This window comes from Pseudomonas sp. DE0157 (genome assembly GCF_007678615.1).
Taxonomy (GTDB): domain Bacteria; phylum Pseudomonadota; class Gammaproteobacteria; order Pseudomonadales; family Pseudomonadaceae; genus Aquipseudomonas; species Aquipseudomonas parafulva_B.
In genome coordinates this window covers 165,217-190,971 of sequence record NZ_VEJN01000005.1, presented here as the reverse complement: position 1 = coordinate 190,971, position 25,755 = coordinate 165,217, and the positions used below count along the sequence as shown (strand labels likewise).

Genomic DNA, 25,755 nt, shown 5'->3' with positions numbered 1-25,755 from the left:
GTCAGGCCGCGTTGTGCTTGTTAGCCGGTTGCTGGATGAAACGCAACATCCATTCGCCTACCACGTCACCCTGATGTTCGGTGGCGAGGCTGGCGACGGCCTGCTGGTAGACCTCATCGCCTAGATGCGCCTGGCGTGCGTCGAGCAAGGCCCGGGAGTAGTCGTGTACGAACTCCGGGTGGCCTTGGAAACACAGCACCTGATCGCCGATGCAATACGCGGCGTTGGGGCAGAAATCACTGGACGCAATGACCGTGGCGCCTTTGGGCAATTCGGTCACCTGGTCCTGGTGACTGATCAGCAAGGTCAGCTCCGATACTTGAGGTTGCATCCATGGTGCACGCGCTGCCAGTGAATAACGGTGTACGCCAACGCCCCAGCCCTTCTCCGCTCGCTCCGCTTTGCCGCCCAAGGTCAACGCCAGCAGCTGGTGACCGAAACACACACCCAGCAGCTTCTCACCCCGGTCATACAGCTTGAGCAGATAAGCCTTGAGCGTCTGGATCCAGGGATCGGAACCGAACGAATCGGCCTTGCTGCCCGTCACAAGGTAAGCATCGAACTTAAGGTCATCGGCGGGATATTCACCGTTCATGACGTTGTAGACACTGAACTGTGCTGTGATCGGCTGACGGGCGAAGAGCTGCTCGAACATCCTGCCGTAGCCTTCGTACTGCGCCGTCAATTCCGGTCGCAGAACATCGGTTTCAAGGATGCAGATGCGTAACGACATAGGGATAGTCCTGAACGACATGGATGGAAAACAGCTGTAGAGCGTGACGCGAAAGGCACGTACAAGCAAGAGGGTCGCGCAGACGAACGGTGCGCTTTGGGCTGAGACAGCACAAAAACACCCAACCTGTCTAGGTGAAGCCTATCAGCGCGATGGCTTAATGCTTTAAAACGAAATGTTATAGGCCGCTGGCAGTTAGAACAAAGGGTTCTCAATATTGAATGATGTACGCCCTACTGTTGCAGTATGTCCACATTCATGAGGCAAGCCGTGCCGGCGCCAGTAGGGGCCATTGCGATCGACCCGACATGTGACAAGGAAGCCAACGGGTATTTAGGAATAACAACAAGAAGGCGGTCCGCCATGTTTAGACAATCGAAACTTCGCCAAGCTGGACTCATTCTTTTCGCAACCACGCTGTTGCTGATAGTGCCAAACCTGACACGTCTGTTCGGCTAAGGCGGGTGGTGGCGGTAGCAGGCGGGATAGCGGTAACCTGCTGGCCCTGATGGCCGGAGTATCCCATGCGCCCATGCATTGCCTTGGCAGCCTTGCTGTCGTGCCTGCCGCTGTCGGCGGCCCAACTGCACCTTGAACTTGGCACTGGCCAAAAGCAGTGGAGCAGCGAACAGTTGCTCGCACATCCCCAAGCCAAGACGGTGGACATTAGTGAGGACGTTTCCTATAAGCGCCCCATGCGCTATCGCGCAGTGCCCCTCGCGGCGCTGCTCAACGGTGTGCAGCCTGAGGACCACCTGCAGGCCATTGCAGCCGATGGCTTTGCGGCAGAAATGCCCGCTGGCCCTCTGCTTCAACCCGGCCCGGCGCAGGCCTGGCTAGCCGTCGAAGACCCAGCCGCCCCTTGGCCGCCCCTAGGTAAGGGAAAACCGAGTGCAGGGCCGTTTTATTTGGTGTGGACGGCGCCGCAAGCGAGCGGCATTCGCCCCGAACAATGGCCCTTTCAGATCTCCACGATACGTAAGCTAGCCTCTGTCGAGCAGCGCTTCCCGGCGTTGCTGCCGGACCCCGACCTGCCGGGCGACAGCCCCGTGCGACAAGGCTTTGCATTGTTCCAGCAGAACTGCCTGGCCTGCCACCGTCTGAACGGTGCAGGGGATGCGCAGGTAGGGCCTGATTTGAATGTGCCGCACAACCCGACCGAGTATTTCCAGCCGGGTTACCTGCGCATGCTGATTCGGGACCCACAACGCTTGCGGCAATGGCCCCAGGCGAAAATGCCGGGCTTTGCCCCAAGCGTGCTGAATGATCAGGAGCTCGATGCGCTGTTGGCCTACCTGCGGCACATGGCCACGCGCAAATCCTGAGAAAATCGGGCCGCAGGGCGGCCCAATGGCCTAGGCCGTGAGGCGCTCGTGCTTGACCCCCCACCCCTCCACTTCGCCTCCATAAGGCGTGACAACCTGTTCGAAGGCCTCCTCGAAGTCGCCAATGCCACCGTGGGTGGCGAACATGATTTTACTGAGTTCCAGGTGCCAGGCACCGTCGTCGAGTTCGGTTACCTGAGCGTTAAGCGACTCGCCACGAAACTCCCCGGCTGCGCGGCGCGCAGCGGCTTCATCCGGAAAAACGGCATAGAACTCGATGGGGTGGATCTGGGTGAAATCGAAGCCACCTGCCTTCATCTGGCGCAGGACGTTGCTGCTGATATCGTCGTGTTGGCTGCTCATGAATCGTCCTCCTGAATAACGCAGTGGATAGACTTTCCGTGCAAGGGCACCTGCCCTAAATCGTCGGGCAGTTCGAGCTGATACAAGACGCGGGTGGGAACGGTGCCGCCTGCGCAGCCGGCGGGCACCTTCATGCAGCGTAGTGCCCAGGCGGACGCTACGCAAACCGTGAATCAGGGCGCCTCTTCAATGCTGGTGATGGTGACGCCGCTGTGTTCTTTCAGCCAGCGCGCCGTGGGGGACACCGCGCGATCCTGAAAATCGTTGAGGTCCAGCTCATCCATGACCGGGAACAACCGCGTGCGGATGGCACGGGCAGCGTCTTCCTCGCTGGGGCGATGTTCGGCCTGCAGCACAATCGAGGTCGGTGCGCCTTTCTGGTCGGCAAAGATGACTTCCCACTCTTTCATCGAACGAGCCCTCTCAATCAAACGACACCTTATGCGATGCCTGAATAAATGACCTTGGCCCTTGGGGAATGTTCAGAAAGTTGAACACCCGTCGACCTGAGCCGCTAGGTAGCGGCTCGGGTCGGGGTGTAAACAGGGTTACTTCGGCGTGCCGTGCACCACCCCTGCCGTGTTGTCCAGCAAGCTCTTGGTGGCCGTCTGGATGTAGGCTTCGAGCTGCTTGAGCAGCTGCGGCTGGTCAGGGCTTTCGATGAGCTCGGCCTTGAACTCGCGACCCAGCTGATAGCGGTACAGGCGCGGGGTCATGTCCTTGGACTCGATCAGGATACGGTCGCCCTGTACCAGCCCCACGATCTGCTCGCTACCCGAAGGCTTGATCATGCCGATGCCTGGGTCGCCCTCAGGCAGGTTGAGCAAGTCGCGCCCCCAGCACTGATGGCGCGTCTGGCCGCCCAGGCGACCCATGATAGTCGGCACGATATCGACCTGGGTGCCCACGGTGTGGTTGACCGCACCGAATTTCTCCTGGATGCCTGGGGCGATCAGCAGCAGCGGTACGTTGAACCGCCCCAGGTCCAGTTCGGTGACCTGTTGATGGTTGCCGAAACCATGGTCCCCCACGATCACGAACAAGGTGTCCTTGAAATAGGGCTCCTTGCGCGCCTTCTCGAAGAACTGGCCCAAGGCCCAGTCCGAGTAGCGCATGGCCGTCAGGTGTTCATCCAGGCGGCCTTGCCCGGTGACCTTCTCCACCGGCAGGTCCTTGGGCAGGGCGTACGGCGTGTGGTTGGACAGGGTCTGGAGCAAGGCATAGATCGGCTTGCTGCCATCGTGCTTGGCCAGCTCCTGGTTGCCGCGGTCGAACATGTCCTGGTCGGACACGCCCCAGGTCGGGTCGGAGAACACCGGGTCGACGAAGTCCTGCCGGCCGATGAAGGTGGTCATGCCCTGGTTGCCGAAGAACCCGGACTGGTTGTCCCAGGCGAAGTCGCCGTTGTAGACGTACACGTCGTCGTAGTCGCGGGCGCTGAGCAAGGCCGGCAGCCCGGACAGCTTGTGACCGCCCTCCGGCGTCTGCATCAGGTACTCGAAGCCGGGCAGGTTGGGGAAGCACGCCATGGTGGCGAACATGCCCTGGTGGGTGTGGGTGCCGTTGGAGAAGAAGCGATCGAACAGCAGCCCTTCCTTGGCCAGCTTGTCGAAGTAAGGGGTGATGTTGTTGGGGCTGCCCAGCGCGCCGACCGAATGGCCCGCGAAGCTCTCCATCAGGATCACCACCACGTTCTTGATGGGCAGGGTGCCCTCGGCCGGCGGCATGAAGTCGCGGCGCACGGCCGCTTCGTCGGCATCGACCAGGGTGTCATGGGGGGTCAGCAGTTGCTGGCGCACGGTCTGGGTCGCCAGGTTCTGCTCCAGCACCGGTTTCCAGATGTTGGCGCGGTCCTCGCCGAAGCGGCTCTTGGCTGCGTCGATCAGGGTCAGGGTGCCGTTGAGGCCCAACTGGTTGACGAAGTTCGAATCGGTGGTGAACGCGTCACCCCAGCGCATGGGCGGGCCTTGACGCAGGGTGCCACGGGCGGCGATCACGGCCACCAACAGGATCACCATGAACACCGCCAGGCGGTAATACCAAGCGGCCACCGGCTGGGTGCCGATGCCCCTGGTCAGCCGGTCGACACCCTTGAACAGCAGGCTGAGCAGCCAGGTCCCGAACACCCACGCCAGCAGGTAGCGCACCACTGGGAAGCCGTACCAGAGCATGCTCATGACGGTCTTGGGGTCTTCCTTGATGTACTGGAACACCAAGCCGTTCAAGCGCTGGTGGAACTCGCGATAGAAGTCCAGTTCCATCAGGCCCAGGAACATCACCACGCTGGCGGTGAGCGTCAGCCAGAAACGGAATACGCCCCGCCGGGCCATGGCCCAAGGGCTGAGCAGCGCCAGCAGCAGCGGAATGCTGATGTACACCACCACCCGAAGGTCGAAGCGCAGGCCGTTGACGAACCCTTCGGCGACCGTGGCCGCTGGCGTGTCGCCAACCATGTCGCTGTTGTAGACCAGCAGCGCCAGGCGCACGAGGCTGAGCATCAGCATGATGACCAGCGCGCTGAGCAGCGTATAGGCCAGGTGGGATTTGAGGGTCGGCGAGAACGGCGCTCGCGCGCGCCATTGCTTCAAGGCGTCCGGGTTGGCCATGAACAGGAAGGTCCTAGAAATGCGGTTTGCGAAGAAGGCGCTGGCGCAAGACCAGCGCAGCATTGTGCGGGTGCGGATTCTGTTTAATTCATTGTGAAAATTTTGTCACGGCCTGGATTGCCTCTGGCGCCATGGGGGCACAGAGTGCTGGTTTCAGAGCCGGCCTGTGCCGCGCGGCCCGGCAATGGCCCAAATCACCAGCCCCACGACCGGCAGCAGGGCAATCAGAAGAATCCACAACACCTTGACCCCCACTTCGCGGTCACTCTTGTAGACGTTGATGATGGCCCAGATATCCAGGGCAAGAATGATCAGACCTACGAGGCTGTTGAACATCGATCCCATACCGCGTACTCCAGTTGATGAGTGTATTGCTGCATAGCATAGCCCCCTATCGGTTCAATAGAAGGGAATCCTTGGCGCCGCCTGCAGGTCACTGCCTATGATGCATCGACATTCCGATCAGAGGTTCTGCATGCCACCTGCCCACAGCCACAGCGCCACCCCGCCCTCGCCGTTCAGCGTGTGGCGACAACAGATAGCCAACAATCCCTGGGTCGGTGCAGGCCTTGCGCTGAGCCTGATGGCCGTCGTGATTCTGCTGGGTGCGAGCCTGTGGAATGCGGTCAACGGCGATCATTCCGAAAACCTGCACCTGGCCGCGCTCGGGGGCCTGTCCGGCTTTGGCGCCACCGCGTTGGGCGCTGTGCTGGCCGTGGTGTTGCGTGATGTCAGTAGCCGTAACCAGGACGTGATGCTGGGGTTCGCTGCCGGCATGATGCTGGCAGCTAGTTCTTTTTCGCTGATTTTGCCGGGTCTGGACGCGGCGCGGGAGATCACCGGCAGTGGGCCGGGTGCGGCCTTCATCGTAGTCGTCGGCATGGGGCTGGGCGTGCTGCTGATGCTGGGCCTGGACCGTTTCACGCCGCACGAGCATGAACGCGTCGGCGTGGTGGGGCCGGAAACCGAACGGTTCAGCCGGGTCTGGCTGTTCGTGCTGGCCATTACCCTGCACAACTTGCCCGAGGGCATGGCCATTGGGGTGAGCTTCACCAACGGCGACATGAACATCGGCCTGCCGCTGACCACCGCCATCGCCATTCAGGACATCCCGGAGGGCCTGGCCGTGGCGCTGGCGCTGCGGGCGACCGGGCTGTCCAACCTGAAGGCCGCACTGGTCGCCATTGGTTCAGGAGTAATGGAGCCATTGGGCGCGGTCATCGGGCTGGGCATTTCCACCGGCTTTGCCGTGGCCTACCCTATCAGCATGGGGCTGGCGGCGGGGGCGATGATCTTCGTGGTGAGCCACGAGGTCATTCCCGAAACCCACCGTCACGGCCACCAGACCTCCGCCACGCTCGGCTTGATGGGCGGTTTTGCGGTGATGATGTTCCTGGACACCGCATTGGGTTGACAGCGCCGTTGCCCGCCTGCCAGGGCCGCGTACGACGCGCTCAGACGTGCAGGGCGACCTTCAGGGCCTCCAGGGCGGGCTCGGCCTTGATGCCAAGTTCAGCGGCCAGCGCCTGGACCCGCTCCAGGTCATGCTGGCCAACCATGACCATCTGCAGCTCATCATCGAGCAATTGGCTGAAATCGAGCAGCACGTAGCCACCGGCTTCCTTGTTGAGCGCCCCCATCTGCACCTGGATACGGTTGAGCGCCACGAGCGGCTCGGTGCGTGCCAGCTGCTTGGGCTTGAGGGTGAGCGGCACGCTCTTGTCGAACGAGTCGCTGATCTGCTGGAACAGCTCCTGATAGGTGTCAGCCTGGAATACCACGGTGTCAGGCAGGCTGCCGAGTACTACCCACTCGCCCAGTGGGATGGGAAAGCTGTCGTCGTAGTTGATGTCGGGGTTGGCGGCCAGGAAAGCGGCGGGGTCGGCGTAGGCCTGGGCAGCCTCGTCGGCAATGCGCTCGATGTCTTCTTCGCGCAGGCAGCCTGCGCTGATAAGGCGGATGAATTCGAGCAACTGAGTTTTCATGAAGGGGGGCCTGTGGCGATGGCAAAGTCGCCAAGGATAGCCGCAAACGCCCCCTGCCGGTTAGCCTGCCAGCGCTTGCAGGCGTGCGGTGGCGTCCACGGCGCCCATGGTCTGGGCTGCCATCAGTGCGTTTGCACCGCGCACATCCTGCAAGGCAGGGTTGGCACCCTGGGCCAGCAGGTACTCAAGGATCTCTACACGGTTGAACATGGCGGCCAACATCAGGGCCGTGCGTCCATCCTGGGCAGCGGCATCGACCGGTACACCGTTTTCCAGCAACAGGCGGATCATGGCCATGTCCCCTTTGAAAGCGGCACCGGCGATGGGGAGCTGGCCGTTGTCGTTGGCAATGAGCGGATCGGCCCCGTGGTTGAGCAACACCTGAACGGCGTCATGGTGGCCGTGGTAGCTGGCCAGCATCAGCAGGGTGTCGCCCTTGTGATTACGCAGGTTCACCGGCAGACCGCTTTGCAGCAGGCGCTCCAGCATCTGGGCATCGCCTTGACGGGCCTTGTCGAACACTTGTGCGGCAAAAGCAGCCGCTTCATCGGTAGACATTTGAGCAGGCTGAGCGGACGCAGTCTGGGTGGACATAAGGAACCTCCTGGTAGAAATCGTTGCCCAAGTGTTTGTCAGGCCCTTCCTGCGCGTCAAAGGTTCCGTTTCTATCGAGCCCATAGCGTTGATTGGCTTGCCGTGCAAAATGCACTGTGCAAAATGCATGACCTTGCAGCTTGCACGGAAGGCATTCTCTAAATGTAGTCCAACCCCCTGATTTAACTGGATTTTTCCTACGTTCAGTTTCTGGCACGGTCGCTGCAATCTATCTAGACATCGATTGCCACACACCTTGTCAGGAGTAGTCATGAACCTTATCCAGGAAAAATTCGTCTCGGTGTTCCCTGCTTACCAAGTCGCGACTCAATCACGTCCTGACGGCGGCATCTTGCTGACTCTGCGTGCGGCCGACGGCAAGGTTACCCGCCGTGTACTGACCTACACCCAACTGCACAGCGCCGAGCAATTGTCCTGGGCCATCAGCGCCATTCGCCGCGACTTGGCCGAACAAGCCAGCGAGTTGCCAGTGATCTCGATGTTGCAGAGCCAGCAGCGTTTTGCATTGCCGACTTATCGCTGATTCTTGCACTGCCCCCGAAAGCGACCAAATTCAAGGTGGGAGCGGCCTCGTGCCGCGATAGGCCGCAACGCGGCCCCAACGATATGAGCTGTGAAGCTGAAATCTTGGGGCCGCTGCGCGGGCCATCGCGGCACGAGACCGCCCCTACAGGGGCATTACATGCCTCGGGCGCAAGGTCACAACTCGTCTATCCCCAGAAACGCCCGCGCACTCGCGTCGCCGGTAAATGCCAGCTGACTCCCCGCTTCAGTTGCAAATAGCCTGAACGCCAGGCAAAACGGCGCCTCCCCCAGCTCAAGCCAGCGCCGCGTCCCCGCAGGCACGCATAACTGGTCGCCCTTCTCGCACATCACCGAATACACCTCGGCGCCTAGGCGCAGGCCAACCTGCACGCGTCCGCTCACCACGACGATCACTTCGTCGGTATCAAGCACATGCTCATCGCGCAGGTCCGGGCCTTGATCCTCGACCCCGTCACGGTTGATCACCCCATGGGCCCGGCAACCGTGGGTGGTCATCATGTGATCGAGATGGGCCTGGCAGGCATCCATCATCTCATCGTGCAAGGTGCCCGGACGCACCCGCAGCCCGTGCTCGGCCTGCATGAGCGACACCCCATGCTCGGCCAGTGCTGCCGTGATGTCTTCGGCATGGGTCAGCACCTTGTTGGGCAACTGCGGGGTGGAAGGGTCGAATACGCAGAGGATGCTCATCGTAAGGTCCTGTTGGGTTGCGAATGAAAGGCCATGATAACGGCTGCCGACAGTGCTGCGACGCTGGCCATACCAAAGGTGAGCCCGGGGCCGAGCATGTTCCAGCTATAGCCGGCGTACAACGCGCCCAGGGCACCACCGGTACCCGACAGCGCAGCGTACAGGGCCTGGCCCTGCCCCTGCTGCCTGGCGCCGAAACTGCTCTGCACGAAGGCGATGCTGGCCGCGTGAAAGCAGCCGAAAGTGGCCGCATGCAGCAACTGCGCGCCCACCAGTACGCCCGGCTGCGCTGCCAGATTGCCCAGCAACAGCCAGCGCACGGCGGCTAGCACGAAGCTTGCGAGCAGCACCCGGCGGACGCTGAACCGTGCGAACAGGCGACTCATGAGCATGAACATCACCACTTCCGCCACCACCCCGAGCGCCCACAGCAGGCCAATGGCCGTTCGGCTGTAACCCAGGTGCTCCAGGTGCAGGGTGAGGAAGGTGTAGTACGGCCCATGGCTCAATTGCATCAGCGCCACACAGACGTAGAACGCCAGGACTCCAGGGGCGCGCAGCTGCATGAGGAAACCCCCGGCCCCGTGTCGCTCACCGTGCTCGACGGGCTGGGCATTGGGTACCCAGAGGCTGGCGGCCACGATACCGGCCATGATCAGGACCAGGGCCACGGGATAGATGTCCAGGCTCAGCCATTCGAGCAGGCGCCCAAGCCCCACCACGGTGAGGATGAACCCAATCGACCCCCACAGCCGGACCTGGCTGTAGCGCGACGTCTGGCCATGCAGGTGCGCCAGCGTAATCACCTCGAACTGCGGCAGCACCGCGTGCCAGAAGAACGCATGCAAGGCCATGACCATCGCCAGCCAGGCGTAGCTCTTGCCGAAGAAGATCAGGCTGAAGGTGGCCAGCGTGCACAACGCCCCAAGCCGCACGATCAGCAGGCGCTGCCCGGTCCGGTCCCCCAGCCAGCCCCACAGGTTAGGCGCTATGCAGCGCATCAGCATGGGAATGGCCACCAGTTCGCCGATGCGCGCGGGCGCAAAGCCCAGGTGGTCGAAGTACAGCGCCAGGAACGGCGCCGTGGACCCCAGCAAGGCGAAATAGAACAGGTAGAAACTGGACAATCGCCAGTAGGGTATCGGCTGCATGGGGTTGCCTTGGGAAGCAGGGCCTGTCGGCGGTGACTCAGCTGCGCGAGCTACCGCCGCGAGAAAACAGGCCCAGATGGGTCAGAGCTGGCCCAGCACCGGCGTGTTCACCTTCACCTCGGCGTTCTGGGCACGGTGGCGCAACAGGTGATCCATCAGCGCGATGGCCATCATCGCCTCGGCGATCGGGGTGGCGCGAATGCCTACACAGGGGTCATGCCGGCCTTTGGTGATGACGTCCACCGGGTTGCCGTCAACGTCCACCGAGCGGCCCGGCACGGTGATGCTCGAGGTAGGCTTCAATGCCAGGTGGGCAACGATCGGCTGGCCCGAAGAGATACCACCCAGAATGCCGCCTGCGTTGTTACTGAGAAAACCCTGCGGGGTCATCTCGTCGCGGTGCTCGGTGCCGCGCTGCGCAACGCTGGCAAAGCCTGCACCGATTTCCACGCCTTTCACGGCATTGATGCTCATCAGCGCATGGGCCAGCTCGGCGTCCAGACGATCAAAAATCGGCTCGCCCAGGCCCGGCATGACGCCTTCGGCCACCACGGTGATCTTGGCGCCTACCGAATCCTGATCCCGGCGCAGCTGATCCATGTACGCCTCAAGCTCCGGCACCTTGCTCGGGTCGGGGCTGAAGAAAGCGTTCTGCTCCACCGAGTCCCAGGTCTTGAAAGGGATCTGGATCGGGCCCAGCTGGCTCATGTAGCCGCGCACGGTGATGCCCTGGGTGGCCAGGTACTTCTTGGCGATGGCGCCGGCGGCCACGCGCATGGCGGTTTCGCGGGCCGAACTACGCCCGCCTCCACGGTAGTCGCGGGTGCCGTATTTGTGGTGATAGGTGTAGTCGGCGTGGGCCGGGCGGAACAGGTCCTTGATGGCCGAGTAGTCCTTGGACTTCTGGTCGGTGTTGCGGATCAGCAGGCCAATGGAGCAACCGGTGGTGCGCCCTTCGAACACGCCTGAGAGGATTTCCACCTCATCGGGTTCCTGGCGCTGGGTGGTGTGGCGGCTGGTGCCGGGCTTGCGCCGGTCCAGGTCGCGCTGCAGGTCGGCAAGGGAGATCTCAAGGCCTGGCGGGCACCCATCGACAATGGCGACCAACGCCGGGCCATGGCTTTCGCCAGCGGTGGTGACAGTGAACAGCTTGCCGTAGGTATTGCCGGACATGGACGCTCCGCGAGATCTGCCTGAAGTGAAGGAAAGCGGCAGTATACAGGTGGATTGCCCGCGTGTGCGGGCCGGTTGGCGAGCGCGTCGTTCCGGGCGATGCGGGGCCTTGGGCCTGGCTTAGAACCTTCCTCGGCCACTGTAGGTCAAAGTGCTATCTCCCCTGTGTAGTTGCGCACGATGCCGCGTTTCATTGCCCTGCTTTGCCTGCTGTTGACCACCCTTTGCCATGCCGCCACCCCGACCGTTCTGCACCGCCCGATCGACCTGGACACCGGTCAGGGCGTATTACACGGCAGCCTGTTGTTACCCCAACAGGACACCCCGCCGCCGGTGGTGCTGATCATCGCAGGCTCCGGGCCCACTGACCGCGACGGCAACAACCCGGCTGGCGGGCGCGTGGACAACTTGAAGCGCCTGGCCTTGCTGCTGGCCAATGCGAATATCGCCAGCGTGCGCTACGACAAGCGCGGCGTGGCCGCCAGCCAACCGGCTACGCCCGATGAACGCGACTTGAGCGTGGAGCGTTATGTCGCCGACGTGGTGGCCTGGGGCCATAAGCTCAAGGCCGACCCCCGCTTCGGCTCGTTGATCCTGATCGGCCACAGCGAAGGTGCGCTGATCGCCAGCCTGGCCGCCGAGCAGGCCGGGGCCAGTGCGGTGATCAGCCTGGCCGGCAGCGGCAGGCCCATGGCCGAAGTGGTGCGCGAGCAGCTTGCCGAGCGCCTGCCGCCTGCGCAGCTGGCCCGTGGCAGTGCCCTGCTTGACCGCCTGGAAGCCGGCCAGACCAGCCTGGACGTACCCGCACCGCTGCGCCAGGTGTTTCGCCCCAGCGTGCAGCCCTACCTGATCACCTTGTTCCGGCAGGACCCGGCAGCCGCGTTTGCGCGGCTGCCTATGCCGGCGCTGATCGTGCAGGGGCGCAACGACGTGCAGGTGGACGTGGCCGATGCGCAGAAGCTCAAGGACGCCAAACCCGATGCCCACCTGGTGCTGATCGAGGGCATGAACCACATGCTGCGCATCAGCCCCAAGGACATGAGCGAACAGCGCGAGAGCTACCAGAACCCGCAGTTGCCATTGGCACGGGAGCTGGGCGAGCAGATCGTCACGTTCATTCGCCAGTTGCCACCGGCCTGATCGACGGGCTCAGGTCTGGGCAGCGGCGGCCGATAAAGCGTGCATAGCCAAGGACATGCCCTGATGACCACACCACCTGCTGCCACAGAGCCGGCTGAAGAGCCTCAAAACACTCCCGCCCTGCCCTGGGCGGACCTGGCCGTCGAGCATCACCAGTTGCTGCGCCTGGCGCCGCTGCCTGGCGACCGCGTAACCGGCGCCCGACCCCTGCGTTTCGTGCAGTTCGGCTATGCCGAGCGCCACGACCCGGCCCACAGCCTGCTGCGCATGCAGATTGCGTTGCCCGGCCAGAAGGTGCACAAGGGCCATAACCAGGTGGACATACGCGTAGATCACCAGGCGCGGTGCGTGCGCCTTGGTGATGAGCATGGTCTGCAACTGGAGCCGGTCAATCGCGGCCTGGGCCGCTTCCTGCTGGCCCAGGCCGCCCAGTGGCTACAGCGCAAATGGCCGAATTACCGTGTAGAGGCCTTCGCGCTGCCGAGCAAGGATGCGCTGGAGGAGGACTCGCGCCTGCGCCGGGACCAGTGCCTGCGCGGGGTAGGCCTTGAGGTGCAGTACGAAGACGGGCAGGTGCTCAAAGGCCGAACGGCCGAGACCCGGGTAGACCAGCTGGAGGTAGGCTGGAACAGCGAGCGCGTGCAGCGCCTGGGCCTTCTCGATGCCGCGCAGTTGTTGCAGCAGGCAGACCAGCAGTTGCAGGAAGGCGAGGCCCGCTTGCGCGAGCGTGATGAGCGTGTGGCCAAGTACCAGCGCGAAGACAGCGGCTTGCGGTTCACCATCACCTGCCTGGTGGCCTTTGCACTGTTTCAGGCCGGGCTGCTGATCTGGATCGCCACGCGTTGAAACCCTGGGCCTGGCGTTTCATGGGCCCCAGGTGTTTTGAAAACGGGTTGGGCGAAACGGGCGCCTGACACCCGTTGCGCCCACGCGCCCTCAGACGCGGCCTTTGAACAACGCCTGATGCTGACGGCACTGCTCGGCGGTGAGCATGAATACCCCATGCCCGCCGCGCTCGAATTCGAGCCAGGCGAAATCGACTTCCGGGTACAGCGCCTCGACATGAACCTGGCTGTTGCCCACCTCCACGATCAGCAAGCCCTTTTCGGTCAGGTGGTCGGCCGCATCGGCCAGCATGCGCCGTACCAGGTCCAGACCATCAGCACCGCAAGCCAAGCCCAGCTCCGGTTCGTGGTGGTATTCGGCCGGCATGTCGTCGAAGTCTTCGGCATCCACGTACGGCGGGTTGGACAGGATCAGGTCGAAGCGCTGGCCCGGCAGCCCTTCGAAACCGTCGCCCTGCACGGTGTACACCCGGCCATCGAGGCCATGGCGCTCGATGTTCTGGTTGGCCACTTCGAGCGCTTCGAACGACAGGTCGGCCAGCACCACCTCGGCCTGCGGGAAGACGTCGGCGGCGACGATCCCGATGCAGCCGGAGCCGGTGCACAGGTCCAGAATGCGGCCTGGCTCAGCGCCCAGCCACGGCTCAAGGCGCTTTTCCAGCAGTTCGCCAATGGGAGAGCGCGGCACCAGCACGCGCTCATCGACAATGAACGACATGCCACAGAACCAGGCCTCGCCCAGCAGGTAGGCGGTGGGTACCCGTTCTTCGATGCGGCGCTTGAGCAAGTGCTGCAGCTGTACGCGCTCGGCATCCTCGAGCATGCAGTCCAGGTAGCTGTCGGCCACCTCGAACGGCAGGTGGACCGCCCCCAGCACCAGCAACCGGGCTTCATCCCAGGCGTTGTCGGCACCATGGCCGAAGAACAGGTCGTGCTCATGGAAGCGGCTGACCGCCCAACGGATATAGTCGCGCAGCGTGCGCAGACGGGATGTGATCACGGGAAACTCCTAATTCAGACTGGCCGAAAGTCTAACAGCCCAGGCCCCGGATTTGTTCCCTGCAATCGCCTGTACGGTAGCCACAAGCCAGCAACCACGCCACTTGCGTTGTCAACCATTCCCATTGTCGCCAAGGCAGGGGAGAATAGGCGCACAAAAGCCCTATACCAAGGAGCCCTTGATGTCCGTTCCAACCACGATGTTCCGCCTCACTGGCCGCGATTACCCGCCGGCCAAGCTGAGCCAAGCCAGCCTGATCATCATTGATGCGCAGAAGGAGTACCTCACCGGGCCCCTGGCGCTGTCGGGCATGGATGAGGCCGTGGCCAACATCGCCAGGTTGCTCGATGCCGCGCGCAAGAGCGGCCGTCCGATCATCCATGTTCGCCATCTGGGCACCGTTGGCGGGCGCTTCGACCCCCAGGGCCCTGCGGGTCAGTTCATTCCGGGGCTCGAACCGCTGGAAGGCGAGACCGTGATCGAAAAACGCATGCCCAATGCCTTCAAGAACACCAAACTGCACGAGACGTTGCAGGCACTCGGCCATCTCGACCTGATCGTCTGCGGCTTCATGAGCCACTCCAGCGTCAGCACCACCGTGCGCCGTGCCAAGGACTATGGTTACCGGTGCACCCTGGTGGAAGATGCCTCGGCCACCCGTGACCTGGCTTTTAACGACCAAGTGATTCCAGCGGCGCAGATTCACCGGTGTGAAATGGCCGTGATGGCCGACAACTTCGCGTGCGTGGCGCCGACGGCCAGCCTGATCTGACTCGATCAGGAGGGTGGCGGCAGGCAGGAACCGGAGGTGTGATTGTGGGTCGAAGGGCCCATACCCCTACAGGAGAGCAGGATGAAGCTCAAAGGCAGTATCGACGCCAAGCGCCTGCGCCCGCGCGAACCGCGCAGCTGGGGCGCACGCCTGGGTGCTGCGCTTTCCGCGCTGCTGGCCACCCTCGGTGTGTTGCTGGCCATGGCCGGCGTGGCCGGGCTGTTGGGCAACTACCCTGCCCTGGCCGAACTCAACGCCAACAAGCCGCTTGCCGCCACCTTGACGGTGGTGGGGCTGTTGATGCTGTGGCTTGGCGTACGCTTCTGGCGCCTGAGCCGCATCCGCCTGCGCCGGGCTCGGGAGCTGAACATGTCGCCTCACTTGATGAAAAAGCATGAGTGAGGTTCCTGCAAACGCTGCCCCCTGTAGGAGCGGCCTTGTGCCGCGATGGGGCGCGCAGCGGCCCCAGGATTTCAGCTTGGCAACCTATATCGCCGGGGCCGCTGCGCGCCCCATCGCGGCACAAGGGCCGCTCCTACAGTAGTCCACCGTCCCCCTTCCCCACCTAACCACCATGGCTGCACACCGCCGCACACTCGCGTAAACTACGCCGCCCACGTGGAGGCATCATGCAAGACGACGATTTTTCCCTGTTCAAGGCCGAAGTGCGCGGCGTCAAGCCGATCACGCACGACCGTGCCGAGGTCGGCAAGCCCAAGGCCGATCGCCAGAAGCTGGCCGGCCTGCGCCAGTCGGCGACCGTGTCCAGCGACAAGGCGTTGGTCATCGATGGCATGTCCGACCAGTTCGTCATCGACGTGGGCGCCGAAGACGAATTGATGTGGCGCCGGGACGGCGTTCAGGAAACCCAGCTGCGCAAGCTCAAGCTTGGGCAGATACCGTTCGAAGGCAGCCTTGACCTGCACGGCATGACCGTGGAAAAGGCGCGCGAGACACTTTGGGATTTCATCGCCGAAGCGACCCGCCTGGAAGTACGCTGCGTGCGGGTCACCCACGGCAAGGCGGCACGCCTGGATGGCAAGCGCCCCATGATCAAGAGCCACGTCAACACCTGGCTGCGCCAGCACCCGCAAGTGCTCGGCTTTGCCTCCTGCAGTGCCCGCCACGGGGGCACCGGCGCCGTCTATGTGATGCTCAAGCGAACCATGCTCGAAGGCCGCGACGAGTAACGCCGCGCTTGCAGCGCCGCCCTTGCCGCCGTAACCTTCGTTTTTGCGATTTTTCCCACAGGTAGATCCATGTCCCTGGAACAGAACTACACCGAGATCCTCAGCCAGATTGGCGAGGACGTCTCCCGTGAGGGCCTGCTCGACACGCCCAAGCGGGCTGCAAAGGCGATGAAGTATCTTTGCCGCGGTTATGAGCAAACACTGGAAGAAGTGACCAACAACGCGTTGTTCAGTTCCGACAACAGCGAAATGGTGCTGGTCCGGGACATCGAGCTGTATTCGATGTGCGAGCATCACATGCTGCCCTTCATCGGCAAGGCCCACGTGGCCTACCTGCCCAAGGGCAAGGTGCTGGGCCTGTCGAAAGTGGCGCGTATCGTCGACATGTACGCCCGTCGCCTGCAGATCCAGGAAAACCTCAGCCGCCAGATCGCCGATGCCGTACAGCAGGTCACCGGTGCCGCCGGCGTTGCCGTGGTCATCGAGGCCAAGCACATGTGCATGATGATGCGCGGTGTGGAGAAACAGAATTCGAGCATGATCACGTCGGTGATGCTGGGTGAGTTCCGCGCCAACGCGGCCACCCGCAGCGAGTTCCTCAGCCTGATCAAGTAACCGGCTGCGTCACCCAGGCCGACCCCTGCCGGTCGGCCTTTTTCATTTCAGGAGTTTGTAGATGATCGTCAAAGCCCTGCGGGTTGGCCTCGGCCAGCTTATCGTATTCGGCGACTGGGTCAGCCGCCCGGCCAAGCGCAAGCGCGACCCAGCAGCCCAGGCCGGCGTGGACGAGGCGGCCAAGGGCCTGGCGCTCTACCAGTTCCATGCCTGCCCATTCTGCGTCAAGACCCGCCGTACCTTGCACCGCCTGAACGTGCCGGTGGCGTTGCGCGACGCCAAGAACGACCCCGTGCACCGCCAGGCCTTGGAGCAAGGCGGTGGCCGGATCAAAGTGCCATGCCTGCGCATCGAGGAAGCGGGCAAGGTGACCTGGATGTATGAGTCCAAGGCCATCATTGCTTACCTGGATGAGCGGTTTGGTAAGCATTGAGTCACTGAGCGAGATCGTGTAGGAGCGGCCTCGTGCCGCGATGGGCTGCGCAGCAGCCCCAGGATTTCAGCTCCGCAACTCATATTGCCGGGGGCCGCTACGCGCCCCATCGCGGCCGGTCCGGCGCCCCGGCAAGGCCGCTCCCGGACCTCGTGGCTCACCCCACCATCGGCACATGCCGCGGATGGCTGCTCACCCGCTCCAGCCAGGCGCGCACGGCCGGGTAATCCGTCAGGTCGAAACCGCCTTGCTGCGCCACATGGGTGTAGGCATACAACGCCACATCGGCGATGGAATACTGGTCACCCACCAGATACGGGGTCACCAGCAACTGCCGCTCCATCACACGCAGCGCCTTGTAGCCGCCCTTGTGCAACTTGCGGTACTCCTCGACGCGATCATCCGGTAGCCCCAGATAGAACTGAATGAAGCGGGCCACGGCGATATACGGCTCATGGCTGTATTGTTCGAAGAACTGCCACTGCAGCACCTGGGTGCGCAGGCGCGGCTCGGCTGGCAGGAACTCGCTGCCGTCGGCCAGGTAGTTAAGGATGGCATTGGATTCCCACAGGTAATTGCCGTCCTCGAGCTGCAACACCGGCACCTTGCCGTTGGGGTTCATGGCCAGGAACTCGGGCGTCTCGGTCTCGCCCTTGAGGATGTCCACCGGGTGCCACTCATAAGGCCGCTCCAACAGGCTGAGCATCAACTTGACCTTGTAGCAGTTACCCGATTGATAATCGCCGTAAACCTTGTACATCACCCCTACCCCTGCAATGCCGTCATACCAGAGCGCCTGATAGTTAACGACTGTATGGTTAAAAGCAATGATCGCTGTATCGCTGCTGTCACCTCGCCTGGCGTTAGTCTGATAACCACGGCGTATACCCTTACAAGGATTTTTTCATGACCGATGCCACCTCCGCTCGCCTTCGCCCCCTGGCAGATACCTCGCCCTCGGCGGTGGTCGCAGGCTTCATCGCCATGCTCACCGGCTACACCTCCTCGCTGGTGCTGATGTTTCAGGCCGGGCAAGCGGCTGGCCTGACCACTGCGCAGATATCCTCGTGGATCTGGGCGCTGTCGATCGGCATGGCGGTCTGCAGCATCGGCCTGTCCCTGCGCTACCGCACGCCCGTGACGGTGGCCTGGTCCACGCCCGGCGCGGCGCTGCTGATCACGAGCTTGGGCGGGGTGAGCTACGGGGAGGCCATCGGCGCCTACATCACCTGTGCAGCGCTGGTGCTGGTCTGTGGGCTGACCGGCAGCTTCGAGCGCCTGGTCAAGCGTATTCCTGCCTCGCTGGCATCGGCGCTGCTGGCCGGCATTCTGTTCAAGATCGGCAGCGAGATCTTCGTCGCCGCCCAGCACCGTACCTTGCTGGTGCTGGGCATGTTCTTCAGCTATCTGCTGGTCAAGCGCCTGTCACCGCGCTACTGCGTACTGGCCGCGCTGCTGGTGGGCACGGCCCTGTCCGGCGCCCTGGGGCTGCTGGACTTCAGTGGCTTCGCGCTGGAAATGGCAACGCCGGTGTGGACCACGCCGCACTTTTCGCTGGCAGCCACCATCAGCATCGGCATTCCGCTGTTTGTGGTGGCAATGACCTCGCAGAACATGCCGGGCATTGCCGTGCTGCGGGCTGACGGCTACCAGGTACCGGCCTCTCCATTGATTTCAGCCACCGGCCTGGCTTCGTTGCTGCTGGCCCCGTTTGGCTCGCACGGGGTGAACCTGGCTGCCATCAGCGCGGCCATCTGCACCGGGCCGCATGCCCACGAAGACCCAAACAAGCGCTACACCGCGGCCGTATGGTGCGGCGTGTTCTACGGAGTTGCCGGCGTGTTCGGGGCGACGCTGGCGGCGTTGTTCGCGGCCTTGCCCAAGGAACTGGTGCTGTCGATCGCGGCCCTGGCCCTGTTTGGTTCGATCATGAATGGCCTGACGGTAGCCATGAGTGAAGCACGCGAGCGTGAAGCGGCCGTCATCACTTTCATGGTCACGGCCTCGGGGCTGACGCTGTTCTCAATCGGTTCGGCCTTCTGGGGCATTGTGGCCGGTGTACTGGCCCTGCTGATCCTCAACCCACGCAAAGCGTAAGACAACCGCCGATGGCAGGCGCCGCGCTGGCGGCGCCCTGCCAGGCTGGCCCGATCACAGCCTGAAATGGCCGACCATGCCCTTGAGGTCGGTGCCCAACTGCGCCAGCTCGACGCTGGACCGGGCGCTGTCCTGCATGGCCAGTGCGGCCTGGTCGGCACTGCCACGAATCTGGGTGACGCTGCGGCTGATTTCTTCAGCGACCGAGCTTTGCTGTTCGGCGGCGGCAGCGATTTGCTGGTTCATCTGCTGAATCAACGATACTGCGGCGGCAATACTGCCCAGTGCGCTTTCGGTGTGCAGGGCATCGGCCACGGCCAGGCGCACCAGCTCGGTGCTGCCGCGAATCTGCGCGACGGACTGCTGCGCATTGCCGCGCAGGCTGGCCACCAGGGTTTCGATCTGCTCGGTGGACTGGCGCGTGCGCCTGGCCAGTGCACGCACCTCATCGGCCACTACCGCAAAGCCGCGCCCCTGCTCGCCGGCACGGGCCGCTTCGATGGCCGCGTTGAGGGCCAGCAGGTTGGTTTGCTCGGCCACGCTCTTGATGACTTCGAGCACATCGCCAATGGTATGGATCTCAGAGCTGAGGCTTTCAATGCTCGCGCTGGCGGTTTCGGCCGCGGCGGCCAACTGCTCGATGCGCTGCATGCTCTGGCGCACCACATGCTGGCCCGAATCGACCTTTTCGTCCGCAGCCTGCGCCGCTTGCGCGGCTTCCTCGGCATTGCGCGCCACATCGTGCACGGTGGCCGTCATCTGTTGCATCGCCGTGGCCACTTGCTCAGTCTCTTCCTTCTGGCTGCCGACTTCGCGGTTGGTCTGCTCGGTCACGGCCGACAGCGCCTGGGCGTTGCCGGCCAATTGCTCGATGCCTTGTTGCAAACCGCTGACGATGCCCGACAGGCCTGCGGCCATCTGCTGCATGGCCTGCGTCAGTTGTCCTACTTCATCGCGGCGAGGCGCGACGGGTTCGAAGGCCAGTTCGCCGTCGGCAATGCGCTGTGCACGGGCAATCACGTGCTTGAGCGGGCCAACCACGGCGCGGGTGATCAGCCAGGCGGCCAGCACGCCCACCAGCAAGGCCAGCGCGGTGGCGATGGCGATGGCCACCGTGTTGCGCTGCAGGTCACCTTGCAGCACGTGCTCTTCACTGAGGTAGGCCTGATCGACGCGGCTGGTGACGTGCTCGGCCGAGGCCTGCAACTGCGCCTTGAGCCCTTGTTCGCTGGCCAGTTGGTCGGTGTATTCATTGAGTTTTTCGGAGAAGCTGCCAATGTGCCCCGCTACCTCGTTGAGGACGCTTTGGTAGCCACTGTCGGTGACCGCCGCCTGCAACTGGCCCACCAGGCTGGCAGCCTCGACCGTTTGCGCGATGCGCGCCTGGCTGACATCGTCTTCGCCCTTGCGGCTTTTCTCAAGGCGTACCCGGGCTTCATCCATGGCCTGGAGCATCAACCGCGAGACCTGCGCCACCTGCGCGGCCTGTTCCAGGAACTCCCCGCCCTGCTGGCCTTGCGATTGCTTGAGGGTATACACCCCGTCATCAGCCAGGCCGGACTGCAGCACGTCGAGGTTGTTGGCAACGCTTGAGACCGACCAGCTGGCGGTGTCGAGCGCCAGTTCCTTGGCCTGCACCGCGCCGACGAATGCTTCGAATGCCTGGCCATAGGCGGCCAGCTCAGGTTCGGCTGCGGCCAGGGCCGGCAGTGCACGGGCGCGCTCGAGCAACCCTTGCAACCCGGCGCGCAAGGCTTCGGCTTGTTTGATGTCGGAGCGCAGTGCGAATGCCTGTTCGTGCTGGCGCAAGCGCAACAGGTCGGTGTTGAATTGTGCCAGCTCGCGCAGGCTATCAAAGCGCTGCCCCACACTGTGCAACGCCGCGATGCCGATGCCAGCCACCGCCAGGGTCAGCAGCAACACCAGGGTGAAACCCAGCGCGAGTTTGCGGGCCATGCCCAGGTTGGCCAACACACCGTGCTTGCTCGCGCCCATGCCAATTCCCCTTGTGGGTGTCAGGTTATCCCGATAGCCAAGGGTGGCAACGTTGCCAACCCCTGAACAAGGGCCTGACGTCAGAATAGTGTCAAATAGCTATGAGGGTGTCGGTAATGGATTTGTAGGAGTCGTCTTACGTGTGAAAGGGAGGGATGAGTGGCGGGATGTTGTCTGGCAACGACGGTGGTGGGTGGAGGGGGATGACGGTGGCAGGCTGGAGGTGCGCGAGGGGGTCAAGATTTGCGGCTTGGGGCGGAGAACTTGGGGCCGCTGCGCGGCCCATCGCGGCCGGTCCGGCGCCCCGGCAAGGCCGCTCCCACCCGGGGGGACGCGGGGGCTGGTAGATTGGGTAATTGCATGAGTGCGTCCAGCGCGGCGCCAGGCCGCACACGGGGCTCGGTGGCCTGTAAATTTCGCTTTTGTGGGAGCGGTCCTTGTGCCGCGATGGGCCGCGCAGCGGCCCCAGGATGTCAGCGTGATAATGCCTGTTCAGAACGAGTGCTCAGACCCTGACAGCCTTTGGGCTTCATCCACCACAGCCACACCCATTCAAATCGCCGTAGCCCCTCCATCCACCGTCAGGCAATGCCCAGTGGTAAACGCCGCACCATCGCTGCACAGGTACAACACCGCGCTGGCGATTTCGGCCACGGTGCCGATGCGTCCTACCGGGTGCATGGCGGCCGCGAATTCGGCTTTGCGGGGGTCGGCTTCATAGGCCCGGCGGAACATGTCCGTATCGATCACGGCCGGGCACACGGCGTTGACCCTGATGCCTTTGCGGGCATATTCGATGGCGGCCGACTTGGTCAACCCGATCACGGCATGCTTGGACGCGCTGTAGATGCTCATCTTAGGCGCCGCGCCCAACCCCGCCACCGAGGCGGTATTGACGATAGCGCCGCCACCCTGGGCCAGCAGCAGCGGCAGCTGATACTTCATGCACAGCCACACCCCCTTGACGTTAACGCCCATGATGGCGTCAAACTGCGCCTCGCTGCCGTCGGCCAGCTTGCCCTGCTCGATCTCGATACCCGCATTGTTGAAGGCATAGTCCAGGCGGCCATAGGCGGCGATCAGGTGCTCGTGCAGTTGGCGGACCTGGTCGTCACAGGTCACATCGCAAGCGATGAACAACGCCTCGCCGCCAGCGGCCCGAATCTGCCCGACCGTGGCCTCGCCACCCACTGCATCGAGGTCGGCGACCACCACCTTCAGGCCCTCGCAGGCAAAGGCCAGCGCCGTTGCCCGGCCGATGCCTGCCCCGCCCCCGGTGACCAGTGCTACCTGGCCCGAAAAACTCATGCTCATGCCGCGCTCCTGTCAGGGCCTGTGAGGCACACGAGCATAGCCAGCCGCTGGTAAGGCCGGCAGCATCATCACATGGACATTTATAGGACCATGCTTGTCAGTGATGTTGAGGACCTGCTTTCATCAACAAGGTAGATTTATCCTCTTGTGCCTATTCTATTCTTCAAGGACCCGTCATGACCCAGACCAATCGCCGCTTCCTGCTCGTCAAACGCCCGGTTGGGGCGGTAACGCGTGAAGACTTCAAGTTCGAGACCGTGCCTGCCGAACAACCCGGTGAAGGGCAGGTGCTGGTGCGCAACCTGTACCTTTCCCTTGACCCGGCCATGCGCGGCTGGATGAACGAGGGCAAGTCCTACATCCCGCCGGTTGCCTTGGGGCAGGTGATGCGCGCCCTGGGCGTGGGTGAAGTGGTTGCGTCCAACCACCCGGACTTCAAGCCTGGCGACCATGTGAACGGCGCATTGGGTGTGCAGGACTACTTCACCGGCGAGCCCCAGAACCTGCAGAAAATCGACCCGAGCCTTGCCCCCCTGCCCCGCTACCTGTCGGCCCTGGGCATGACCGGCATGACGGCGTACTTTGCCTTGCTGGAAGTGGGCCAGCCCAAAGCCGGCGACACCGTGGTGATCTCCGGCGCCGCGGGGGCAGTGGGCAGCATTGCCGGGCAGATTGCCAAGATCAAGGGCTGCCGCGTCGTGGGTATCGCTGGCGGTGCCGAGAAATGCCAGTACCTGAAAGATGAACTGGGCTTTGACGGCGTCATCGACTACAAGGCCGAGGACGTACAGGCGGGCCTTAAGCGCGAATGCCCGAAAGGTGTGGACGTTTACTTTGACAACGTTGGGGGCGAGATCCTGGATGCGGTGCTGACGCGCATCAACTTCAAGGCGCGCATCGTGATCTGTGGCGCGATCAGCCAGTACAACAACAAGGAAGCGGTCAAAGGCCCGGCCAACTACCTGGCGCTGCTGGTCAACCGTGCGCGCATGGAAGGGTTCGTGGTGATGGACCACGCCAAGGATTACGGCAAAGCGGCCAAAGAAATGGCCGGCTGGCTGGCCAATGGGCAGGTCAAGAGCAAGGAAGACGTGGTGGACGGCCTGGAAACCTTCCCAGACACCCTGTTGAAACTGTTCAACGGGCAGAACTTTGGCAAGCTGGTGTTGAAGGTGTAATGACGCACTAGACGCACGCCTATCAGGTTCCGATTCAATACCGGAGCCTGACAGGCGTGCAGTTCAGACTCAGCCGCGAATCTCGGTCACCACCGCTGCCAAGGCCTGGGCTGGGTCGGCGGCCTGGCTGATGGGGCGGCCGATTACCAGGTAGTCCGAGCCGGCGTCCAGGGCCTGGCGTGGCGTGAGGATGCGACGCTGATCATCCTGGGCGCTGCCTGCTGGGCGGATGCCCGGGGTGACCAGCTGCAGGCCTGGGTGCGCAGCCTTCAGCGCAGGGGCTTCCAGCGCCGAGCATACCAGCCCGTCCATGCCGGCCTTCTCGGCCAGCGCCGCCAGGCGCAGCACCTGCTCTTGCGGGTCTACATTCAGGCCGATACCGGCCAGGTCTTCGCGCTCCATGCTGGTCAGCACGGTCACACCGATCAACAGGGGTTGCGGGCCGCTCCGTTTGGCCAGTTCTTCACGGCAAGCCGCCATCATGCGCAAGCCGCCGGAGCAGTGCACGTTCACCATCCACACGCCCATCTCGGCAGCGGCCTTGACGGCCATGGCCGTGGTGTTGGGGATGTCGTGGAATTTCAGGTCCAGGAACACTTCGAAGCCTTTGTCGCACAGGGTTTCGACAATGCCCGACGCGCTGCTGGTGAACAGCTCCTTGCCCACTTTGACGCGGCACAGCGCAGGGTCCAGCTGGTCAGCCAGCTTCAGGGCGGCTTCGCGGGTGGGGAAGTCCAGGGCGACGATCAGGGGCGTCTGGCAAGCGGGCATGGCAGGGTCTCTTGGCAAGTCGGAAACGGCGCGCATTGTAAACGATGTGACGCAGGCTGGGGGGCCGCTGGCCGAGGGATTGGTCGGACGGTGAGCCAGGATGTGGGCGTTGGGTGCTGGGCCGGGATGAGGCGCTGTACCATTGAACCAACGAAGCGGCGCCTGGCTCAAAACAGGTAAGCAAGCCGCTTACACTCGCAACAGGAGAAGGAAAATGCCTTGGTATGCCTGGCTGATACTCATCGTTGCCATTGGCTCGATCGTCGGCGGTTTGATGATGCTGCGCGACACGGCCAAGAAGCTGCCGTTGACTGACGAGCAGTTGCGCAAGGTCCATGAACGCAATGCCGAGGCTGATGCCCGGGATGCTCAAGACCGCTGAGTGCGGTCAACGCCCTTTCAATGAGCGGGCCTGTCGATAGGCCCGCCCCTCTGTGCTTATTGCACTTTCAGCTTGTCGCGATTGCGTTCCAGCAGCGCATTGCCGATGCCTTTTATCTCGAGCAATTCATCGACTGATGCGAAGGGGCCGTGGGCTTCGCGGTAGGCGACGATTGCCTCGGCCTTGGTTTTGCCGATGCCGTTGAGTTCTTTCTGGAGGGTCAGGGCATCTGCGCTGTTGAGGTCAACCAGCGGGGTGGCTTGCTGGCTTGCCTGGGCGACCATCGCCATGGGTTCGACCATTGTCGTGGTATTGGAGGGTGCTGCGTTTACGGTGAACGAAAGGCTGGCGACGAGTGGGAGCAGCAGCGCGGTGAGCAGGTTTTTACGCATGATGAAGACTCCTAGGATTGGTCATTTCTGGCAGCCTATTCCTTGGGCTGCGGGGTTAACCCTAGCGCTGGAGGTGGGGGGTGGGACAGGGTTTGGGGTGGGGTAATGGTTACTGGATTGGTCGGGGATGGGCTTAGGGTGGGGGGAGGCTGCAGAGGTGGGGTCGGTTGGTTTGGTGAGGTGTAGCAGGGTTCATTGGGGGAGAGGTGATTAGTGGGAAATGGGGCTGACGTGCTGGGGGGCTGAGTCTGACAAGAGGGTCGGGGTAGTCGCTTGAGTGTTAGGGTGTGTGATGTGGTGCTGAATGCGGGGGTGCTGGATACCCTACCGGGGTAAGAGTCACAGAGATGGTGGGCGCGCTTTAGGTCTTGGGGCCGCTTTGCGGCCCATCGCGGCGCGAGGCCGCTCCCACCCGGGGAGGTGGGAGCCTTCAAATGCGGTGCT

Annotated in this window: 29 protein-coding genes and 1 pseudogene; 13 read left to right on the top strand and 17 right to left on the bottom strand. The window is 63.1% G+C overall.

What is annotated here, in order from left to right; all coding sequences use genetic code 11:
- Position 1: 1 nt before the first annotated feature.
- Positions 2-733: an amidotransferase gene (locus FS777_RS09005; protein ID WP_078478184.1), complete on the bottom strand. Its 732-nt coding sequence runs from the start codon at positions 731-733 to the stop codon at positions 2-4.
- 524 nt (positions 734-1,257) lie between these two features.
- Here FS777_RS09005 and FS777_RS09000 point away from each other — a divergent pair.
- A complete protein-coding gene (locus FS777_RS09000) occupies positions 1,258-2,058 on the top strand; it encodes a cytochrome c (RefSeq protein WP_058639727.1) in 801 nt (266 codons plus the stop codon).
- A 30-nt stretch (positions 2,059-2,088) separates the two neighbouring features.
- On the opposite strand, the gene FS777_RS08995 is transcribed toward FS777_RS09000, so the two are convergent.
- The 4 genes from FS777_RS08995 to FS777_RS08980 all read right to left on the bottom strand — a co-directional run bounded on the left by FS777_RS08995 (position 2,089) and on the right by FS777_RS08980 (position 5,372).
- Entirely contained in the window at positions 2,089-2,421 is a 333-nt protein-coding gene (locus FS777_RS08995; RefSeq protein ID WP_023535326.1) for a ribonuclease E inhibitor RraB, read from the bottom strand.
- Between the two features lie 173 nt (positions 2,422-2,594).
- Positions 2,595-2,831 (bottom strand): hypothetical protein, encoded by a 237-nt coding sequence (locus tag FS777_RS08990; RefSeq protein ID WP_023535304.1) that lies wholly within the window; start codon positions 2,829-2,831, stop codon positions 2,595-2,597.
- Positions 2,832-2,969: 138 nt separating this feature from the next.
- Positions 2,970-5,027, bottom strand: coding sequence for an LTA synthase family protein (locus tag FS777_RS08985; protein ID WP_058605798.1), 2,058 nt, complete (start codon positions 5,025-5,027; stop codon positions 2,970-2,972).
- Positions 5,028-5,180: 153 nt separating this feature from the next.
- Entirely contained in the window at positions 5,181-5,372 is a 192-nt protein-coding gene (locus FS777_RS08980) for a PLDc N-terminal domain-containing protein (protein WP_023535355.1), read from the bottom strand.
- A gap of 130 nt (positions 5,373-5,502) precedes the next feature.
- Here FS777_RS08980 and FS777_RS08975 point away from each other — a divergent pair, with 130 nt between their 5' ends.
- Positions 5,503-6,441, top strand: a complete 939-nt coding sequence (locus FS777_RS08975; RefSeq protein ID WP_058639734.1) for a ZIP family metal transporter — start codon at positions 5,503-5,505, stop codon at positions 6,439-6,441.
- Between the two features lie 40 nt (positions 6,442-6,481).
- On the opposite strand, the gene FS777_RS08970 is transcribed toward FS777_RS08975, so the two are convergent.
- Together FS777_RS08970 and FS777_RS08965 are read right to left on the bottom strand one after the other, a co-directional pair.
- Entirely contained in the window at positions 6,482-7,012 is a 531-nt protein-coding gene (locus FS777_RS08970) for a hypothetical protein (protein ID WP_058605799.1), read from the bottom strand.
- A 60-nt stretch (positions 7,013-7,072) separates the two neighbouring features.
- Positions 7,073-7,606, bottom strand: coding sequence for an ankyrin repeat domain-containing protein (locus FS777_RS08965; protein ID WP_058639725.1), 534 nt, complete (start codon positions 7,604-7,606; stop codon positions 7,073-7,075).
- A 271-nt stretch (positions 7,607-7,877) separates the two neighbouring features.
- Here FS777_RS08965 and FS777_RS08960 point away from each other — a divergent pair, with 271 nt between their 5' ends.
- Positions 7,878-8,150: a DUF3509 domain-containing protein gene (locus FS777_RS08960; RefSeq protein ID WP_058605801.1), complete on the top strand. Its 273-nt coding sequence runs from the start codon at positions 7,878-7,880 to the stop codon at positions 8,148-8,150.
- Positions 8,151-8,326: 176 nt separating this feature from the next.
- Here FS777_RS08960 and FS777_RS08955 read toward each other — a convergent pair whose 3' ends face one another.
- From FS777_RS08955 to aroC, 3 genes are all read right to left on the bottom strand, one after another.
- Positions 8,327-8,863, bottom strand: a complete 537-nt coding sequence (locus FS777_RS08955; protein ID WP_145255112.1) for an oxidase — start codon at positions 8,861-8,863, stop codon at positions 8,327-8,329.
- Positions 8,860-10,014 carry an MFS transporter gene (locus FS777_RS08950; RefSeq protein WP_058639723.1) on the bottom strand — a complete coding sequence of 385 codons (1,155 nt, stop codon included), beginning with the start codon at positions 10,012-10,014 and terminating at the stop codon, positions 8,860-8,862. Before FS777_RS08950 ends, FS777_RS08955 begins: the two co-directional genes overlap by 4 nt.
- An 81-nt stretch (positions 10,015-10,095) precedes the next feature.
- Complete coding sequence (aroC, locus tag FS777_RS08945) at positions 10,096-11,187, bottom strand: chorismate synthase (protein WP_078478179.1); 1,092 nt, start codon at positions 11,185-11,187, stop codon at positions 10,096-10,098.
- Between the two features lie 180 nt (positions 11,188-11,367).
- Between aroC and FS777_RS08940 the strand changes: the two genes are divergently transcribed.
- Positions 11,368-12,327, top strand: coding sequence for an alpha/beta hydrolase (locus tag FS777_RS08940; RefSeq protein WP_145255110.1), 960 nt, complete (start codon positions 11,368-11,370; stop codon positions 12,325-12,327).
- 63 nt (positions 12,328-12,390) lie between these two features.
- Positions 12,391-13,173 (top strand): hypothetical protein, encoded by a 783-nt coding sequence (locus tag FS777_RS08935; RefSeq protein ID WP_145255107.1) that lies wholly within the window; start codon positions 12,391-12,393, stop codon positions 13,171-13,173.
- Positions 13,174-13,263: 90 nt separating this feature from the next.
- Here FS777_RS08935 and prmB read toward each other — a convergent pair whose 3' ends face one another.
- The gene (gene prmB, locus FS777_RS08930; protein ID WP_058606109.1) at positions 13,264-14,172 is read right to left on the bottom strand and encodes a 50S ribosomal protein L3 N(5)-glutamine methyltransferase; all 909 of its coding nucleotides are present in this window, start codon (positions 14,170-14,172) and stop codon (positions 13,264-13,266) included.
- A 181-nt stretch (positions 14,173-14,353) separates the two neighbouring features.
- On the opposite strand from prmB, the gene FS777_RS08925 reads away from it, so the two are divergent.
- The 5 genes from FS777_RS08925 (at position 14,354) to FS777_RS08905 (ending at position 17,182) form a co-directional block, all read left to right on the top strand.
- A complete protein-coding gene (locus FS777_RS08925; RefSeq protein WP_058639718.1) occupies positions 14,354-14,944 on the top strand; it encodes a cysteine hydrolase family protein in 591 nt (196 codons plus the stop codon).
- 81 nt (positions 14,945-15,025) lie between these two features.
- Entirely contained in the window at positions 15,026-15,346 is a 321-nt protein-coding gene (locus FS777_RS08920) for a hypothetical protein (protein WP_100851085.1), read from the top strand.
- Positions 15,347-15,573: 227 nt separating this feature from the next.
- Positions 15,574-16,134, top strand: a complete 561-nt coding sequence (locus tag FS777_RS08915) for a Smr/MutS family protein (RefSeq protein WP_023535332.1) — start codon at positions 15,574-15,576, stop codon at positions 16,132-16,134.
- A 69-nt stretch (positions 16,135-16,203) separates the two neighbouring features.
- Entirely contained in the window at positions 16,204-16,749 is a 546-nt protein-coding gene (gene folE, locus FS777_RS08910) for a GTP cyclohydrolase I FolE (protein ID WP_023535356.1), read from the top strand.
- Positions 16,750-16,810: 61 nt separating this feature from the next.
- Positions 16,811-17,182, top strand: coding sequence for a glutaredoxin (locus FS777_RS08905; protein WP_058639716.1), 372 nt, complete (start codon positions 16,811-16,813; stop codon positions 17,180-17,182).
- 157 nt (positions 17,183-17,339) lie between these two features.
- Here FS777_RS08905 and FS777_RS08900 read toward each other — a convergent pair whose 3' ends face one another.
- A complete protein-coding gene (locus FS777_RS08900) occupies positions 17,340-17,942 on the bottom strand; it encodes a glutathione S-transferase family protein (protein WP_078478176.1) in 603 nt (200 codons plus the stop codon).
- Positions 17,943-18,088: 146 nt separating this feature from the next.
- On the opposite strand from FS777_RS08900, the gene FS777_RS08895 reads away from it, so the two are divergent.
- Positions 18,089-19,279 (top strand): benzoate/H(+) symporter BenE family transporter, encoded by a 1,191-nt coding sequence (locus tag FS777_RS08895; protein WP_145255104.1) that lies wholly within the window; start codon positions 18,089-18,091, stop codon positions 19,277-19,279.
- Between the two features lie 54 nt (positions 19,280-19,333).
- Here the strand turns inward: FS777_RS08895 and FS777_RS21890 are convergent, their stop codons facing one another.
- The 3 genes and pseudogenes from FS777_RS21890 to FS777_RS08885 form a co-directional block, all read right to left on the bottom strand.
- Positions 19,334-20,197, bottom strand: coding sequence for a methyl-accepting chemotaxis protein (locus FS777_RS21890; RefSeq protein WP_372239216.1), 864 nt, complete (start codon positions 20,195-20,197; stop codon positions 19,334-19,336).
- A pseudogene (locus FS777_RS21885) lies at positions 20,195-20,722 on the bottom strand (HAMP domain-containing protein); the annotation flags it as partial. The gene FS777_RS21890 and the pseudogene FS777_RS21885, both read right to left, overlap by 3 nt.
- A 1,104-nt stretch (positions 20,723-21,826) precedes the next feature.
- Complete coding sequence (locus tag FS777_RS08885) at positions 21,827-22,588, bottom strand: SDR family oxidoreductase (RefSeq protein ID WP_058606116.1); 762 nt, start codon at positions 22,586-22,588, stop codon at positions 21,827-21,829.
- A gap of 176 nt (positions 22,589-22,764) precedes the next feature.
- Here FS777_RS08885 and FS777_RS08880 point away from each other — a divergent pair, with 176 nt between their 5' ends.
- Positions 22,765-23,766, top strand: coding sequence for an NADP-dependent oxidoreductase (locus FS777_RS08880; protein WP_058606117.1), 1,002 nt, complete (start codon positions 22,765-22,767; stop codon positions 23,764-23,766).
- 69 nt (positions 23,767-23,835) lie between these two features.
- Here FS777_RS08880 and pyrF read toward each other — a convergent pair whose 3' ends face one another.
- Entirely contained in the window at positions 23,836-24,537 is a 702-nt protein-coding gene (gene pyrF / locus FS777_RS08875; RefSeq protein WP_145255098.1) for an orotidine-5'-phosphate decarboxylase, read from the bottom strand.
- A 214-nt stretch (positions 24,538-24,751) separates the two neighbouring features.
- On the opposite strand from pyrF, the gene FS777_RS08870 reads away from it, so the two are divergent.
- A complete protein-coding gene (locus FS777_RS08870; RefSeq protein WP_023535343.1) occupies positions 24,752-24,919 on the top strand; it encodes a DUF2897 family protein in 168 nt (55 codons plus the stop codon).
- 56 nt (positions 24,920-24,975) lie between these two features.
- On the opposite strand, the gene FS777_RS08865 is transcribed toward FS777_RS08870, so the two are convergent.
- A complete protein-coding gene (locus FS777_RS08865) occupies positions 24,976-25,311 on the bottom strand; it encodes a helix-hairpin-helix domain-containing protein (RefSeq protein ID WP_058639934.1) in 336 nt (111 codons plus the stop codon).
- Positions 25,312-25,755: the final 444 nt, after the last annotated feature.

Bases quoted from the DNA above. Each gene is read 5' to 3' on its own strand.
- FS777_RS09005 (WP_078478184.1), bottom strand. From the start codon at position 733: ATGTCGTTACGCATCTGCATCCTTGAAACCGATGTTCTGCGACCGGAA.
- FS777_RS09000 (WP_058639727.1), top strand. From the start codon at position 1,258: ATGCGCCCATGCATTGCCTTGGCAGCCTTGCTGTCGTGCCTGCCGCTG.
- FS777_RS08995 (WP_023535326.1), bottom strand. From the start codon at position 2,421: ATGAGCAGCCAACACGACGATATCAGCAGCAACGTCCTGCGCCAGATG.
- FS777_RS08990 (WP_023535304.1), bottom strand. From the start codon at position 2,831: ATGAAAGAGTGGGAAGTCATCTTTGCCGACCAGAAAGGCGCACCGACC.
- FS777_RS08985 (WP_058605798.1), bottom strand. From the start codon at position 5,027: ATGGCCAACCCGGACGCCTTGAAGCAATGGCGCGCGCGAGCGCCGTTC.
- FS777_RS08980 (WP_023535355.1), bottom strand. From the start codon at position 5,372: ATGGGATCGATGTTCAACAGCCTCGTAGGTCTGATCATTCTTGCCCTG.
- FS777_RS08975 (WP_058639734.1), top strand. From the start codon at position 5,503: ATGCCACCTGCCCACAGCCACAGCGCCACCCCGCCCTCGCCGTTCAGC.
- FS777_RS08970 (WP_058605799.1), bottom strand. From the start codon at position 7,012: ATGAAAACTCAGTTGCTCGAATTCATCCGCCTTATCAGCGCAGGCTGC.
- FS777_RS08965 (WP_058639725.1), bottom strand. From the start codon at position 7,606: ATGTCCACCCAGACTGCGTCCGCTCAGCCTGCTCAAATGTCTACCGAT.
- FS777_RS08960 (WP_058605801.1), top strand. From the start codon at position 7,878: ATGAACCTTATCCAGGAAAAATTCGTCTCGGTGTTCCCTGCTTACCAA.
- FS777_RS08955 (WP_145255112.1), bottom strand. From the start codon at position 8,863: ATGAGCATCCTCTGCGTATTCGACCCTTCCACCCCGCAGTTGCCCAAC.
- FS777_RS08950 (WP_058639723.1), bottom strand. From the start codon at position 10,014: ATGCAGCCGATACCCTACTGGCGATTGTCCAGTTTCTACCTGTTCTAT.
- aroC (WP_078478179.1), bottom strand. From the start codon at position 11,187: ATGTCCGGCAATACCTACGGCAAGCTGTTCACTGTCACCACCGCTGGC.
- FS777_RS08940 (WP_145255110.1), top strand. From the start codon at position 11,368: ATGCCGCGTTTCATTGCCCTGCTTTGCCTGCTGTTGACCACCCTTTGC.
- FS777_RS08935 (WP_145255107.1), top strand. From the start codon at position 12,391: ATGACCACACCACCTGCTGCCACAGAGCCGGCTGAAGAGCCTCAAAAC.
- FS777_RS08925 (WP_058639718.1), top strand. From the start codon at position 14,354: ATGTCCGTTCCAACCACGATGTTCCGCCTCACTGGCCGCGATTACCCG.
- FS777_RS08920 (WP_100851085.1), top strand. From the start codon at position 15,026: ATGAAGCTCAAAGGCAGTATCGACGCCAAGCGCCTGCGCCCGCGCGAA.
- FS777_RS08915 (WP_023535332.1), top strand. From the start codon at position 15,574: ATGCAAGACGACGATTTTTCCCTGTTCAAGGCCGAAGTGCGCGGCGTC.
- folE (WP_023535356.1), top strand. From the start codon at position 16,204: ATGTCCCTGGAACAGAACTACACCGAGATCCTCAGCCAGATTGGCGAG.
- FS777_RS08905 (WP_058639716.1), top strand. From the start codon at position 16,811: ATGATCGTCAAAGCCCTGCGGGTTGGCCTCGGCCAGCTTATCGTATTC.
- FS777_RS08900 (WP_078478176.1), bottom strand. From the start codon at position 17,942: ATGTACAAGGTTTACGGCGATTATCAATCGGGTAACTGCTACAAGGTC.
- FS777_RS08895 (WP_145255104.1), top strand. From the start codon at position 18,089: ATGACCGATGCCACCTCCGCTCGCCTTCGCCCCCTGGCAGATACCTCG.
- FS777_RS21890 (WP_372239216.1), bottom strand. From the start codon at position 20,197: ATGGCCGCAGGCCTGTCGGGCATCGTCAGCGGTTTGCAACAAGGCATC.
- FS777_RS08885 (WP_058606116.1), bottom strand. From the start codon at position 22,588: ATGAGCATGAGTTTTTCGGGCCAGGTAGCACTGGTCACCGGGGGCGGG.
- FS777_RS08880 (WP_058606117.1), top strand. From the start codon at position 22,765: ATGACCCAGACCAATCGCCGCTTCCTGCTCGTCAAACGCCCGGTTGGG.
- pyrF (WP_145255098.1), bottom strand. From the start codon at position 24,537: ATGCCCGCTTGCCAGACGCCCCTGATCGTCGCCCTGGACTTCCCCACC.
- FS777_RS08870 (WP_023535343.1), top strand. From the start codon at position 24,752: ATGCCTTGGTATGCCTGGCTGATACTCATCGTTGCCATTGGCTCGATC.
- FS777_RS08865 (WP_058639934.1), bottom strand. From the start codon at position 25,311: ATGCGTAAAAACCTGCTCACCGCGCTGCTGCTCCCACTCGTCGCCAGC.